This is a genomic window from Tahibacter soli (genome assembly GCF_025717065.2).
In the GTDB taxonomy this organism is placed as follows: domain Bacteria; phylum Pseudomonadota; class Gammaproteobacteria; order Xanthomonadales; family Rhodanobacteraceae; genus Tahibacter; species Tahibacter soli.
Genome location: NZ_JAOVZO020000020.1, coordinates 49485 through 63230, shown reverse-complemented (window position 1 = coordinate 63230; position 13746 = coordinate 49485). Strand labels below are relative to the sequence as shown.

Sequence of the window (13746 nt, the reverse complement as noted above, 5' to 3'; positions counted from 1 at the left end):
GCCCGGAGCGATCCGGGCCTTTCTTTTGCTCGTCTTCTTTGTTCGTCATCCCGTCGGAGGCCGGACCGCACAGGCAGGGATGCCGAGGCGAACATTCGCGCTGCGAATGGGCCGAGGGCCGAACCGCGGAAGCGGTGAGTCATCCGGCTTTCTGGACGTCAGAATCAACGGCTGGATCCCGGCTTTCGCCGGGATGACGGCTCGCGAATGGACGTCACGGCGGCACCAAGGGCGCGAACGAGTCCGTTCGCACACGCCTTGGGCGAGAGCGATTACTTCATGCGGTACGTAATCCGACCCTTGGTCAGATCGTACGGCGTCATTTCGCACTTGACCTTGTCGCCGGTCAGGATGCGGATGTAGTTCTTGCGCATGCGGCCCGAAATATGGGCGGTGACCACGTGGCCGTTTTCCAGCTTCACGCGGAACATGGTGTTGGGCAGGGTTTCAAGAACCGTGCCTTCCATTTCGATGACGTCGTCTTTGGACATTTTCCCTTCGTATGGGGCGCTACGGGGTTGAGGCGGCGCGGGATTCTGCCACGTCGGCAGGCTCGCGGGAAGCGCAAAGGCTAACCGCCCGGCAAAGTGGAGGCGGCAAACGGCGTTACAAGGGCGTTCCAGTCGCCGTCGTGCCCGGGTTGCGCGGTCAGCCGTTCGAGCGCCGCGACGAAATCGCCGCGCGGCATTTCGAACGCGCCGAGCGTCGTCAGGTGCGCGGAGCTGACCTGCGCGTCGATCAGCGGCCAGCCCCAGCCGCGAAGGACGTGCGCCAGCCCCAGCAGTGCGACCTTCGAGCCGCCGCTGACCCCGGAAAACATCGATTCGCCGAAAAACATCCGCCCGATCGCGACACCGTAAATGCCGCCGACCAGCCGGTCGCCGGCGCCGTAGACCTCGAACGAATGCGCGTGGCCGAGATGATGCAGGCGATTGTACGCCGCGTGCATCGCGCCGGTGATCCACGTACCGGAATGCGCGCCGCGCGGCGCGGCGCAGGCGCGCATGACGCCGGCGAAATCGCGGTCGGCATGGATCTTCCAGCCGCAGCCCTTGAGCTCGCGCGCGAACCGGCGCGGCACGTGCATCGCGTCGGTCGCGAACACCATGCGCGGGTCGGGCGACCACCACAGGATCGGTTCGCCCGGCGAAAACCACGGGAAGATGCCGCGCCGATAGGCCTCGACGAGTCGCGCCGGCGACAGGTCGCCGCCGGCGGCGAGCAGGCCGTTCGGGTCGGCGAGCGCGCGCGATACCGGCGGAAACGGCTCGTCGCCGCCGGGTTTCAGGATCGCGATGCGGATCACGCGCCCGCCTCGTCGCGGTAGGGCGAATGGCGCATCAGTTCTTCGCCGTCAGCGTCGCGATGGCGTGCTTCTAGAGCAAGCGCGTGCGCGATCGCGTCGCGAAACCGCGCGTCGGCGATGTGGTGGAAAGAGCGCATGCGCCGCGGCAGAAATCCGCGCGCGAGCTTGTGCTCGCCCTGCGCGCCGGGCTCGAAACGCGCAAGGCCCAGCTCCAGGCAATATTCGATGCCCTGGTAGTAGCACGCCTCGAAATGCAGGCCGGGCACGTTCGCGAACGCGCCCCAGTAGCGGCCGTACAGCGTTGTGGAACTGTGCAGGAATAGCGCCGCCGCGACGCGCTCGCCGTCCGCGGTGCGCGCGATCGCCGCCATGACGTTGCGCGGCATCGCGTCGACGAGATGGCCGAAGAACGCGCGCGTCAGCGCCGGATAGTTGCCCTTGTCGTCGAACGTCGCGCGATAGCACGCGTACACGAAATCGACGTCGCCGGCGCTCATCGCGTCGCCGCGCACGCGTTCGAGCGCGACGCCCGCGCGCGCGACGAGCGCGCGTTCCTGCCGGATGTTCTTGCGCTTTTTCGCGGTCAGCGCGTCGAGAAACTCGCCGAAATCGCGCCAGCCGCGGTTGCGCCAGTGAAACTGCCAGTCGTAGCGCGGCAGCCAGCCGGCGAACGCGTCGACCTGGTCGTCCGCGACGAAGTTCGCATGCGCCGACGACAGCTTCAGGCGTGCGCATTCGTCGCGGATCGCCCGCGCCGCGAGCGCCTGCGCGGCGCCGTCCGGCGCGAGCAGGCGAGGACCGGTCACCGGCGAATACGGCACGGCCGCGAGCAGCTTCGGGTAGTAGTCGACGCCGTGGCGCTCGTATGCGTCGGCCCACGACCAGTCGAACACGAATTCGCCGTGCGAATTGCCTTTCAGGTACAGCGGCGCCGCCGCGACGAGGCGCTCGCCGTCGCGCAGCGCGAGGTGGTGCGGCTGCCAGCCCAGGCGCGGCAGGATGCAGCCGTGGCGCTCGAGCCCGGCGAGAAACGCGTGCGCCAGAAACGGATTGTCGTCGGGCCGCAGCGCGTCCCACGCGGCGGCGTCGATCTCGTCGAGTCGGCGGTGGAACGTCGCGAGCATCGGCGCCGCGCGATCGCTGTGCGGCGATCGCGCGTTTGGGGGCATCAGCCGGCGAGGCCGAGTTTGTCGAGGTACTTCTCGGCGTCGAGCGCGGCCATGCAGCCCGCGCCGGCCGACGTCACGGCCTGGCGATACACCTGGTCGGCGACGTCGCCCGCGGCGAACACGCCCGGCACGCTCGTCGATGTCGCGCCGCCGTCGAGGCCGCTTTTGATCTTGATGTAGCCGTTGTTCATATCGAGCTGGCCGTCGAAGATCGCCGTGTTCGGCGTGTGGCCGATCGCGACGAACATGCCGCTGACCGCGATGTCGCGCGTCGAGCCGTCGTTCGCGTTCTTCAGGCGCAGGCCGTTGACGCCGGTTTCGTCGCCGAGCACTTCGTCGACGCTGTGATGCCACACGATCTCGACCTTGCCGGCCGCCTGTTTCGCGAACAGCTTGTCCTGCAGGATCTTCTCGGCGCGGAACTTGTCGCGGCGGTGCACGATGGTGACTTTTTTCGCAATATTGGAAAGGTATAGCGCTTCCTCGACGGCCGTGTTGCCGCCGCCGATGACCGCGACTTCCTGTTCGCGGAAGAAGAAACCGTCGCACGTCGCGCACGCGGACACGCCCTGGCCGCGGAACTTCTGTTCCGACGGAATGCCTAGATATTTCGCGTCGGCGCCGGTCGCGATGATCAGCGCGTCGGCCGTATAGGTCGCGCTGTCGCCGACGAGGCGGAACGGGCGTTGCGACAGGTCGACCGTGTGGATGTGGTCGAGCGCGATTTCGGTCTCGAAGCGCTGCGCGTGTTCGAGCATGCGCTGCATCAGACCCGGGCCCTGCAGCCCTTCGACGTCGCCCGGCCAGTTGTCGACGTCGGTCGTGGTCATGAGCTGACCGCCCTGCAGCATGCCCGTGACCATCAGCGGCTTCAGGTTCGCGCGGGCCGCATAGATCGCAGCGGTATAGCCGGCGGGACCTGAACCTAAGATCAGGAGGCGACTGTGCTTGGGGGTGGTCATGTATAATCCCTCGCCGCTTTACGCGGCCTTGATCGTGTCGAATTCCGCGACGCAAGTCCTTTCGATCCTGTCGTCCGGTTCCTTGAGAACTTTCCCTCATGCGCATCGCGCTCCGCCATCGGAGCCGCCGACGCACGGGTGGCGCGGGGAGCCGGAAGGATGGGGAGATTGACGACGCGATTCAAGAGCTGCATCGGAGCTCGGGAGGGCGCCGATAAGGAACGTCGCGAACAAGAACGCGGCGGCGATTGAGCTTATCAACATCACAGAGGATTGCTGTATGCGTATCGGTATCCCGTCGGAAACCAAGACCCTCGAAGGTCGCGTCGCGCTCGTGCCGGCCGCCTGTGCGGACCTCGTCAAGCGCGGTCATGAGGTGTACGTGCAGTCCGGCGCCGGCACCAAGAGCGGCTTCTCGGACGCCGATTTCACGCGCGTGGGCGTGAAGATCGCCGCCGACGCCGACGCGTTGTACGAAGCCGGCGAACTGATCGTCAAGGTCAAAGAACCGATCAAGGGCGACCTCGAGCGCCTGAGGAAGCATCACCAGCTGTTCTGCTACCTGCACCTCGCGCCGGAGCCGGAACTGACCAAGCGCCTGCTCGACATCGGCCTGACCGGCGTCGCGTTCGAATCGGTCGAGGAAGCCGACGGCTCGCTGCCGCTGCTCGCGCCGATGTCGATCATCGCCGGCCGCATCGCGGTGCAGGTCGGCACGCACCTGCTGCACCAGCCGATGGGCGGCAAGGGCAAGCTGCTCGGCGGCCTGCCGGCCACCGAACGCGGCAAGGTCGTCGTGCTCGGCGCCGGCGCGGCCGGCGGCAACTCCGCGGCGCTCGCCGCGGCCGGCGGCGCGAACGTCGTCGTGTTCGACAAGCGTCCGGACCGCCTGGCGCAGATGATGGCGCTCGGCACCAACGTCACCGCGCTGTACCCGTACGAGGAATACGTCGCGCGCGAAGTGGCGACGGCCGACCTCGTCGTCGGCGCCGTGCTGATTCCGAGCGCGAAGGCGCCGCACGTCGTCACGCGCGACATGGTCAAGTCGATGGAGGCGGGCAGCGTGCTCGTCGACATCTCGATCGACCAGGGCGGCTGCTTCGAAACCGCGCGTCCGACCACCTGGGCCGAGCCGACCTACGTCGTCGACGGCGTGACGCACTTCGCCGTGACGAACATGCCGGGCGCGGTGCCGCAGACGTCGTCGCAGGCGATCTCGGCCGCGATCCTGCCGTACGTGCAGCGCATGGCGGCCGGTCCGCAGTGGCGCGAGTACGCGTCGCTCAAGAAGGGCATCAACGTCGACAACGGCGAAATCGTGCACCCGGCCCTGAAGGCCTGATGCCACGCGTCCCGGCGCCGCCTGAACGGCGCCGGGACGGCAATAAAGACAATCCGTTGCATTGAATTCTTAAGGTAATATCCCGCGGTGGCTCGCACCCCGACAAATACGCCGTCCCCGACCGTTTCCGAGCAGATGCAGAAGCGGTTGCGCGAAGTCGCCTTCCTGCTGCTGCTGCCCGTCGTCGTCTACCTGCTGGCCTGCCTGTTGAGCTACAGCCCGCAGGACCCGGGCTGGTCGCATGCGGGGCAGCCCGACAACGTGCACAACTTCGGCGGCGCGATCGGCGCGTGGATCGCCGATCTCGCGTTCTATTTCTTCGGCGGGCTCGCCTACGTGTTTCCGCTGCTGCTGCTCGCGGTCGGCGCCGGCATCCTGCGGCCGGGCGACGCGCAGCCGCGCAATGCGCTCGAACCGTCGCTGCGCCTGGTCGGTTTCGTTACGTTCTTTCTGTCGGGCAGCGGTCTTGCGCACCTGCATTTCACCGGCCCGAGCCAGTTGCCCGAAAAAGCCGGCGGCATCCTCGGCAAGATGGTCGGCGGGGGCCTCCTGCACGGCTTCGGTTTTCTCGGCGCGACGCTGTTCCTGCTCGCCGCGTTCCTGGTCGCGGTGACGCTCGCCACGGGCCTGTCGTGGTTCAAGGTGATGGATGCGATCGGCCGCGGCATCGTCGCGGGCCTCGCGTGGCTCGGCGGCAGCATGAAGAAGGCCGACGAAGTGCGCGTCGCGCGCGCCGCGCGCAGCGAGCGCGAGGAAGTGCGCAAGGTCGAGACGGTCAAGCAGGCCAAGCGCGAACCGATCAAGATCGAAAAGCCCGCGCCGACGCTCATGGAAAAAAGCGAGCGCGCCGAGCGCGAGCAGCAGATTCCGCTGTTCGTCGGCGCCGCCGTCGACGGCGACCTGCCGCCGCTGTCGCTGCTCGACGAGCCCAAGCCGCAGGCGAAGGGCTATTCGGAAGAAACGCTCAACGTGCTGTCGCGCCAGGTCGAGCTGAAACTCAAGGACTTCCGCATCGACGCGCAGGTGGTCGGCGTGTTTCCCGGTCCGGTCGTCACGCGCTTCGAGATGGAGCCCGCGGCCGGCGTGCGCGGCAGCCAGATCTCCAATCTCGACAAGGACATCGCGCGCGGCCTTTCCGTCGTCAGCGTGCGCGTGGTCGACGTGATTCCCGGCAAGAACGTCATCGGCCTGGAAATTCCGAACGCCAATCGCGAAATCGTATACCTTTCCGAAATTCTGCGGTCGGACAAGTACGACGCGCAGAAGTCGCCGCTCGCGCTCGCGCTCGGCAAGGACATCGGCGGCCGGCCGCACGTCGTCGATCTCGCCAAGATGCCGCACCTGCTCGTGGCCGGCACGACCGGTTCGGGCAAGTCGGTCGCGTTGAACGCGATGGTGCTGTCGCTCTTGTACAAGGCCAGCGCGCGCGACGTGCGCATGATCATGATCGACCCGAAGATGCTCGAACTCTCGGTGTACGAGGGCATTCCGCATCTGCTCGCGCCGGTCGTCACCGACATGAAGGAGGCCGCCAACGCGCTGCGCTGGTGCGTCGCCGAAATGGAGCGCCGCTACCGGCTGATGGCCGCGACCGGCGTGCGCAATCTCGCCGGCTTCAACAAGAAGGTGCGCGAGGCCGAGGACGCCGGCCAGCCACTGCTCGACCCGCTGTTCCGCCCGGACGCGTCGCAGCCGGAAGTGCGCGCGCAGCCGCTGCAGCCGCTGCCCTACATCGTCGTCATCATCGACGAATTCGCCGACATGATGATGATCGTCGGCAAGAAGGTCGAAGAGCTGATCGCGCGCCTCGCGCAGAAGGCGCGCGCGGCCGGCGTGCACCTGATCCTCGCGACGCAGCGTCCGTCGGTCGACGTCATCACCGGTCTGATCAAGGCGAACATCCCGACGCGCATCGCGTTCCAGGTGTCGTCGAAGATCGACTCGCGCACGATTCTCGACCAGTCGGGCGCCGAGACGCTGCTCGGCCACGGCGACATGCTGTACCTGCCGCCGGGCACCGCGACGCCCGAGCGCGTGCACGGCGCGTTCGTCGACGACCACGAAGTGCATCGCGTCGTCGAATGGCTGCGCGCGCAGGGCCGGCCGGAATACATCGTCGGCGTGCTGGAAGAAGTGCAGACGACGGGCGACGGCAAGGTCATCGGCGAAACGGGCCTGCCGGAAGAACTCTCCGAAGGCAACGCCGACTACGACGAGCTGTACGACCAGGCCGTGCGCATCGTGACCGAGTCGCGCCGCGCGTCGATCTCCGGCGTGCAGCGGCGGCTCAAGATCGGCTACAACCGCGCCGCGCGGCTGATCGAGCTGATGGAGTCGCAGGGCATCGTCAGCGCGCCGGAACACAACGGCAACCGCACGGTGCTGGCGCCGCCGCCGCCGGAGTTGTAGGCGAACGTACGCTCGATTTTTGCGAGACGTCACAAAAAAACCGTCATCCCAGCTTTCGCCGGGATGACGAGCCTGAAGGCTACGGCACTTCCTCAAACCCATCCGCAAACAACGCATCCGGCAACGCAATCACGATCGCCGCGCCGCTGTCTTCGTAGCACCAGTCGACGATCGTCGCCGGAAACCCGAGCGGTGGTTGCGTCACGAGCCGCACCCAGCCGTAGACCACTGTGCCGCCGTTGCCCTCGTGGCGAAACCGCGTGCCGAGAAATCCCGTGACGCCGGCCTGCCAGGCCGCGGTCACGCCGCCGGCGGCGGCGCGCGAGAACGTCGACGCGGGCCCGACCGTGTCGCCTTCGGCGAGCACCGCGTACGTGTCGCCGCTCGTGACGACGCCCGCGCCGGGATTCGTCGACGGCCCCCAATAGAACTTCATCTGCCCCGCGGGGTTCGAAACCTGCATCGCATAGACGTCGAGGTCGAATCCCGGCACCTGCCCCTCGGAGCGCGCCGACACGCCGGTCACGAAATTGACGTACAGGCCTTCGCCGTCGGCCGGGACGTCGAGGTTCGCGTCGGTCCGGCACACCGTCGCGGCCTGCGTGCCGCAGGTCCAGAACAGCGCGGCGGTCAGCGCGCGCGGTAGCAGTCGATCGACGGTCATGCGACGTTCATTCCTTCTGGTGAATTAATCAAATTTTCAACAACGACGTACCGGGAATCGCCCGTGCGATTGTCCGGTCCGTCCACGCGTGAGATTATCCTGACATGAAAACCACCGTTTGCGCCGCCCTCGCGCTGGGCCTCCTCGCCGCCGCGTCCGCGGCCCACGCCGCCGACGCCGCGCGCGCGCGTCTCGACGCGTTCGCCAAGGGCCTGAACTCGCTGTCCGGTTCGTTCGAGCAGCAGGTCTTCGACCCCAACGGCACGGCCGGCAAGAAGACGCAGGGCACGCTCGCGCTCGAAGCGCCGCGGCAGTTCCGCTGGGACGTGGTGAAGCCCTACCAGCAGCAGATCGTCGCCGACGGCATGCACGTGTGGATCTACGATCCCGACCTCGAACAGGTCAACGTGCGCAACCAGGGCGTCGAGGAGGCGCACAGCCCGCTCACCGTGCTGACCGACCTCAAACAGATGGACGTCGAATACGCCGCGACCGAGCAGGGCGAACGCGACGGCGCGACGTGGCTGCGCCTGAAGTCCAAGGCGAAGGAGCCCGACTTCGAATACGCCGATCTCGGCTTCGACGCGCAGGGTCTGGCGCGCATGACGTTCAAGGACACCCTCGGCAATCGTACCGAAATCCACTTTGCCGACTGGAAGCGCAATCCGGCGATGCCGGCCGGGCATTTCAAGTTCACGCCGCCGCCCGGCGTCGACGTGATCGGCGACGTCAAGCCCGAAGCCGAAGTGCGCCCGATCAAGGATTGACGTCGTACTATCGACGGCATGGCCCGCCGCAAACCCACCGCCACGCAGGAACTGTTCGCCGAACCGCAGGGCCTGAAGCCGCTCGCCGAGCGCATGCGCCCGCAGACCCTCGACGAAATCGTCGGGCAGGAGCGCCTGCTCGCGCCCGGCAAGTCGCTGCGCCGCGCGATCGAGAGCGGGCACGTGCACTCGATGATCCTGTGGGGGCCGCCCGGCTGCGGCAAGACCACGCTTGCGTTGCTGCTGGCCAAGTACGCCGACGCGCGATTCCTCGCGATTTCGGCCGTGCTGTCCGGCCTCGCCGACGTACGCGCCGCGCTCGACGACGCGGCCGCGAACTTCGCGCGCGGCGTGCGCACGGTGCTCTTCGTCGACGAAGTGCACCGCTTCAACAAGGCGCAGCAGGACGCGTTCCTGCCGCATATCGAAAAAGGCGTGATCCTCTTCGTCGGCGCGACGACCGAAAACCCGTCGTTCGAACTGAATTCGGCCCTCTTGTCGCGCTGCCGCGTGCACGTGCTCGAAGCGGTATCGGTCGCCGACATCGCCGCGGCGCTGCGCCGCGCGCTCGACGACGGCGAACGCGGGCTCGCCGCGTTGAACCTCGACGTCGACGACGCGGCGCTCGACCTCATCGCGCAAGCCGCCGACGGCGACGTGCGCCGCGCGCTGACCCTGCTCGAAATCGCCGCCGAACTCGCCGAAGACGGCACGATCTCCGAAGCGACGCTCGCGCAGGTGCTGGCCGACCGCACGCGCCGCTTCGACAAGGGTGGCGAGCAGTTCTACGACCAGATCTCGGCGCTGCACAAATCGGTGCGCTCGTCCGACGTCGACGCGGCGCTGTACTGGTTCACGCGCATGCTCGACGGCGGCTGCGATCCGAAATACCTCGCGCGCCGGCTCACGCGCATGGCGATCGAAGACGTCGGTCTCGCCGATCCGCGCGCGCTGACGCTCGCGCTGGAAGCGTGGGACACGTACGACCGTCTCGGCAGCCCGGAAGGCGATCTGGCGCTCGCGACGGTCGCGGCGTATCTCGCGATCGCGGCGAAGAGCAACGCGGTGTACGCGGCGTTCGGCGACGTGAAGGCGACGATCCGCGAAACCGGCACGCTCGACGTGCCGATGCACCTGCGCAACGCGCCGACGAAACTGATGAAGGGGCTCGGCTACGGCGCGGGCTACCAGTACGACCACGATGTCGAAGGCGGCGTCGCGCTCGATCAGCAGTGCCTGCCAGATGCCCTTGTCGGGCGCGAGTTCTACCGGCCGACGGAGCGCGGACTCGAAGGCAAGATCGCCGAGAAGATCGGCGCGCTGCGGGCGGCCAGAAAGCGCGACGTTTGAACCCTCTCCCCAAGCTCCGCTTGGGGGAGAGGGTAGGGTGAGGGGGCGACGCCTGGTTCTGTTTCGGGCTCGACGAAGCGCGTAGCGCCGCCCCCTCACCCCGACCCTCTCCCCGCAGGCGTGCGGGGGAGAGGGAGTGCACCGTTCATGCGCAACGCAACCTTGTGGAGAATCGATGCGAGCGCTAGCGCAACTGCCCCGAACTGTCTGGCTGCTCGGCCTCGTCAGCCTCGTCAACGACGCGGCGAGCGACATGATCTATCCGCTCGTGCCGCTGTACGTCGCGAGCGTGCTGATGGCGGGACCGAAGGCGCTCGGCCTGATCGAAGGCATCGCCGAGGCGTTCGGCAGCGTGCTCAAACTCTTCGCCGGCGTCGTCGCCGACCGCACCCGGTCGATGCGCTGCTGGGTGATCGCCGGCTATGCGTTCAGCGGCCTCGCGCGGCCGCTCGTCGCATTCGCGACGTCGTGGCTCGGCGTGCTCGCCTGCCGCTTCGCCGATCGCGTCGGCAAGGGGCTGCGTTCGGCGCCGCGCGACGCGCTGCTGACGCACGCGGTCGATGCCGACAAACGCGGCCTCGCGTTCGGCTTTCACCGCGCGATGGACAACACCGGCGCCGTGATCGGCCCGCTCGTCGCCGCGGGCCTGCTCGGGTTGGGCTTCTCGGTGCGCGAGGTGTTCCTCTTCGCCGTCGTGCCGGCGCTCGTCGTGATCGGTCTGACGCTCGCGATTCGCGAACCGGTGCACGAACCGTCGGCGTCGCCGCCACGTTTCAGCTGGAAGCTCGACGGCCTGCCGACGCCGTTCAAGCGCTATCTCGTCGTGCTCGCATTGTTCACGTTGGGCAATTCTTCCAATATGTTTCTGCTGCTGCGCGCGCAGGAGCTGGGCCTGGGCGCGGCGCAGGTGCCGCTCGCGTGGGCGCTCGTCTGCGGCGTCGCGGCGGTGTTCGGTACGCCGCTGTCGGCGTGGTCCGACCGGGTCGACCGGCGCCGGCTGATCGTCGCGGGCTGGCTGATCTATGCCGCGTTCTATCTGCTGTTCGGCCTGATGCCCGCGCAGCCGTGGCTGCTGTGGCCGATGTTCGCCGGCTACGGCCTGTTTCTCGCGGCGACCGAAGGCGCCGAGAAGGCGCTCGTCGCCGATCTCGTGCCGAAGGCGCAGTCGGGCACGGCGTTCGGCTGGTACAACCTCGTCGCCGGCGTGCTGCTGCTGCCCGCGTCGGTGATCTTCGGCTGGCTGTGGAGCGACCTTGCGCCGCTCGCCGCGTTCGCGTTCGGTTCGGCCTGCGCGCTCGCCGCGGCGCTGCTGCTGTTTGCGTGGGTGAGGCCCGAGCCGCGATAATCGCGGTTCTTTCTGCGAAAAACCAAGGGATTGCCATGCTCGACCCGGCCCTGCTGCGCGGTCAACTCGACGCCGTCGCCGAACGTCTCGCGCGTCGCGGCTTCGTTCTCGACACCGCCGCGCTCGAATCGCTCGAAACGCAGCGCAAAGCGGTACAGGTGCAGACGCAGGATCTGCAGAACCGCCGCAATACGCTGTCCAAGCAGATCGGCGTCGCCAAGGGCAAGGGCGAAGACGCGTCCGCGCTGATGACCGAAGTCGGCGGCATCGGCGACGCGCTCAAGGCGAACGAGCAGAAGCTGTCCGACATCCAGGCGCAGCTCGCGACGATCGCGCAGCGCATCCCGAACCTGCCGGACGACTCGGTGCCGGTCGGCGCCGACGAAACCGCGAACGTCGAGCAGTACCGCCGCGGCACGCCGCGCGCGTTCGATTTCGCGGTGAAGGACCACGTCGAACTCGGCGCGCGCAAGGGCTGGCTCGACGGCGACGCCGGCGCGAAGATCTCCGGCGCGCGCTTCACGGTGCTGCGCGGCGAACTGGCGCGTCTGCACCGTGCGCTCGCGCAGTTCATGCTCGAGCTGCATACGACCGAGTTCGCGTATCTCGAATGCAACGTGCCGCTGATCGTCAACGCCGATGCGATGCTCGGCACGGGCCAGTTGCCGAAGTTCGAGGAAGACCTGTTCGCGACGCCGTTCGGCGAAACGACGCGCTATCTGATTCCGACGTCCGAAGTGCCGCTGACGAACCTCGTGCGCGACAGCATCGCGGACGCCGCCGAACTGCCGATGCGCCTGACCGCGCATTCGATGTGCTTTCGTTCCGAGGCGGGTTCGGCCGGTCGCGACACGCGCGGCTTCATCCGCCAGCACCAGTTCGAAAAAGTGGAACTCGTGAGCATCGCCAGGCCGGCCGACAGCACGGCCGAGCACGAGCGCATGACCGCGTGCGCCGAAAAGGTGCTCGAACTCCTCGAACTGCCGTACCGGCGCATGCTGCTGTGCACCGGCGATATGGGTTTTTCAGCGACGAAGACGTACGACCTCGAAGTGTGGCTGCCGTCGCAGGAGACGTACCGCGAGATCTCGTCGTGCTCGAACTGCGGCGATTTCCAGGCGCGGCGCATGCTCGCGCGCTGGCGCAATCCGGAAACCGGCAAGCCGGAGCTCGTGCACACGCTGAACGGCTCGGGCGTCGCGATCGGCCGCGCGCTGATCGCGGTGATGGAAAACTACCAGCAGGCCGACGGTTCGATCGACGTGCCGAAGGTGTTGCGGCCGTTCATGGGTGGGGTTGAAAAGATCGCGTGACCTTCAACTCCTCTCCTCCGACTTCGTCGGGGGAGAGGGCCGGGGTGAGGGGGATGCGCGCGGCACTTCGTCGAGGTCGAGGAAGAATCCGGCGTAGCCCCCTCACCCCAACCCTCTCCCCCAGGCTTAGCCTGGGGGAGAGGGAGCATCATTCCAACTGCTCCTTCGCGAAGGCGACATCCAACGCCTCCATCGCATCGCGCGCCTTGAGTTTGCCGGCCTTCTCGTACGCCTCGGCCGCGGCGTCTTCCTGCTTGTCGCCGTGCAGCAGCAACAGCCCGTTGGCCAGTTCGATCCACGCGATCGGCGAGTCGGCCGTCAGCTTCGTCGCTTCTTTCAGGTGCTTTTCGGCCGTCGCCGCGCTCGCGCCGTACGTGAGCTTCGCGAGCATGCCGCCGACCTTGCCGACGATCTCGGCATGGTAGAGCCCGAGCGCCGTATGCGCCTCGGCGTGCTTGGGCGCGAGTTCGAGCGTCGCGTCGAGCGACTCTTTCACCTTGCCGGCCAAGCCCATCGTCAGCGCCTTCGTGATCGAGATGCACTGGCTGTAGCGGCCGATCGCGAACGCGCGGCGGTAGTGGCTGTTCGCCTCGTCCGGCAGCGCCGCGATCGCTTCGTCGGCGAGCGCGCCGAGCGCCTCGTAGCGCGCGAGCTTGTCCTTTTCGCCGTCGACGAGATACGTCGCGTGGATGCCGCCGGCCTTGATCGCGACCGACGCGCCGAGCGCCTTGAGCGCCTTGCCTTGTTCGAACGCGTCTTCGAAATCGCCGCGATGGAACGCGCGCCACGCGTCCTGCAGCTGCGCCGCGGCGGCGGCCGCGTCCTTGCCGAGCTTCGGGTTCGCCTTCAGCAGCTTGGCGACGTGCTTGTCGTCCGGAAACGGCTCCTGGTCGCCGGCATGCAGCGTTTTCCACGATTTCGCGAGCTTGTCCCCGGCGTAGTCGTACGCCTTGTCGGGGTAAGGAAATGCGGCCCAGCCCTTCTTCGCCATGACGACCCTCCGAGTGTCGAAGTCCAAGCATTCCCGAGCCGGCTGGTTTGCGCAACCGAGAGCCGGGCCGTCGCGTGGATTGCGACGGGCCTCGCGTAGAATTGCCGGTCACGAACCGCGAAAGGAGC

Annotated in this window: 12 protein-coding genes; 6 read left to right on the top strand and 6 right to left on the bottom strand. The window is 67.5% G+C overall.

Annotated features, from left to right (window positions below; translation table 11 throughout):
• Positions 1–272: 272 nt before the first annotated feature.
• The 4 genes from infA to trxB form a co-directional block, all read right to left on the bottom strand.
• Positions 273–491: a translation initiation factor IF-1 gene (gene infA / locus OD750_RS21260; protein WP_133820089.1), complete on the bottom strand. Its 219-nt coding sequence runs from the start codon at positions 489–491 to the stop codon at positions 273–275.
• An 80-nt stretch (positions 492–571) separates the two neighbouring features.
• Positions 572–1306 (bottom strand): leucyl/phenylalanyl-tRNA--protein transferase, encoded by a 735-nt coding sequence (aat, locus tag OD750_RS21255; protein ID WP_263544104.1) that lies wholly within the window; start codon positions 1304–1306, stop codon positions 572–574.
• Positions 1303–2430, bottom strand: a complete 1128-nt coding sequence (locus tag OD750_RS21250; protein ID WP_263544103.1) for a GNAT family N-acetyltransferase — start codon at positions 2428–2430, stop codon at positions 1303–1305. Before OD750_RS21250 ends, aat begins: the two co-directional genes overlap by 4 nt.
• Before the next feature lie 44 nt (positions 2431–2474).
• Entirely contained in the window at positions 2475–3437 is a 963-nt protein-coding gene (trxB, locus tag OD750_RS21245) for a thioredoxin-disulfide reductase (protein WP_263544102.1), read from the bottom strand.
• A 280-nt stretch (positions 3438–3717) separates the two neighbouring features.
• Here trxB and ald point away from each other — a divergent pair, with 280 nt between their 5' ends.
• Positions 3718–4779 carry an alanine dehydrogenase gene (gene ald, locus OD750_RS21240; protein ID WP_263544101.1) on the top strand — a complete coding sequence of 354 codons (1062 nt, stop codon included), beginning with the start codon at positions 3718–3720 and terminating at the stop codon, positions 4777–4779.
• A gap of 135 nt (positions 4780–4914) precedes the next feature.
• Complete coding sequence (locus tag OD750_RS21235) at positions 4915–7188, top strand: DNA translocase FtsK (protein ID WP_272842110.1); 2274 nt, start codon at positions 4915–4917, stop codon at positions 7186–7188.
• 79 nt (positions 7189–7267) lie between these two features.
• Here the strand turns inward: OD750_RS21235 and OD750_RS21230 are convergent, their stop codons facing one another.
• A complete protein-coding gene (locus OD750_RS21230) occupies positions 7268–7852 on the bottom strand; it encodes a hypothetical protein (protein WP_263544100.1) in 585 nt (194 codons plus the stop codon).
• A 104-nt stretch (positions 7853–7956) separates the two neighbouring features.
• On the opposite strand from OD750_RS21230, the gene lolA reads away from it, so the two are divergent.
• The 4 genes from lolA to serS all read left to right on the top strand — a co-directional run bounded on the left by lolA (position 7957) and on the right by serS (position 12627).
• Entirely contained in the window at positions 7957–8619 is a 663-nt protein-coding gene (gene lolA, locus OD750_RS21225) for an outer membrane lipoprotein periplasmic chaperone LolA (RefSeq protein ID WP_263544099.1), read from the top strand.
• Between the two features lie 18 nt (positions 8620–8637).
• Positions 8638–9969 carry a replication-associated recombination protein A gene (locus OD750_RS21220; protein WP_263544098.1) on the top strand — a complete coding sequence of 444 codons (1332 nt, stop codon included), beginning with the start codon at positions 8638–8640 and terminating at the stop codon, positions 9967–9969.
• Positions 9970–10144: 175 nt separating this feature from the next.
• Positions 10145–11314, top strand: a complete 1170-nt coding sequence (locus OD750_RS21215; protein ID WP_263544097.1) for an MFS transporter — start codon at positions 10145–10147, stop codon at positions 11312–11314.
• Between the two features lie 35 nt (positions 11315–11349).
• On the top strand, positions 11350–12627 hold the full coding sequence (gene serS / locus OD750_RS21210; protein WP_263544096.1) for a serine--tRNA ligase: 1278 nt from the start codon (positions 11350–11352) through the stop codon (positions 12625–12627).
• A gap of 148 nt (positions 12628–12775) precedes the next feature.
• On the opposite strand, the gene OD750_RS21205 is transcribed toward serS, so the two are convergent.
• On the bottom strand, positions 12776–13618 hold the full coding sequence (locus OD750_RS21205) for a tetratricopeptide repeat protein (RefSeq protein WP_263544095.1): 843 nt from the start codon (positions 13616–13618) through the stop codon (positions 12776–12778).
• Between the last annotated feature and the right edge of the window lie 128 nt (positions 13619–13746).

Excerpts from the sequence above, each read along its gene's own strand:
- infA (WP_133820089.1), bottom strand. The coding sequence starts at position 491 with ATGTCCAAAGACGACGTCATCGAAATGGAAGGCACGGTTCTTGAAACC.
- OD750_RS21215 (WP_263544097.1), top strand. The coding sequence starts at position 10,145 with ATGCGAGCGCTAGCGCAACTGCCCCGAACTGTCTGGCTGCTCGGCCTC.
- trxB (WP_263544102.1), bottom strand. The coding sequence starts at position 3,437 with ATGACCACCCCCAAGCACAGTCGCCTCCTGATCTTAGGTTCAGGTCCC.
- OD750_RS21235 (WP_272842110.1), top strand. The coding sequence starts at position 4,915 with ATGCAGAAGCGGTTGCGCGAAGTCGCCTTCCTGCTGCTGCTGCCCGTC.
- OD750_RS21250 (WP_263544103.1), bottom strand. The coding sequence starts at position 2,430 with ATGCTCGCGACGTTCCACCGCCGACTCGACGAGATCGACGCCGCCGCG.
- OD750_RS21205 (WP_263544095.1), bottom strand. The coding sequence starts at position 13,618 with ATGGCGAAGAAGGGCTGGGCCGCATTTCCTTACCCCGACAAGGCGTAC.
- OD750_RS21220 (WP_263544098.1), top strand. The coding sequence starts at position 8,638 with ATGGCCCGCCGCAAACCCACCGCCACGCAGGAACTGTTCGCCGAACCG.
- serS (WP_263544096.1), top strand. The coding sequence starts at position 11,350 with ATGCTCGACCCGGCCCTGCTGCGCGGTCAACTCGACGCCGTCGCCGAA.
- lolA (WP_263544099.1), top strand. The coding sequence starts at position 7,957 with ATGAAAACCACCGTTTGCGCCGCCCTCGCGCTGGGCCTCCTCGCCGCC.
- ald (WP_263544101.1), top strand. The coding sequence starts at position 3,718 with ATGCGTATCGGTATCCCGTCGGAAACCAAGACCCTCGAAGGTCGCGTC.
- OD750_RS21230 (WP_263544100.1), bottom strand. The coding sequence starts at position 7,852 with ATGACCGTCGATCGACTGCTACCGCGCGCGCTGACCGCCGCGCTGTTC.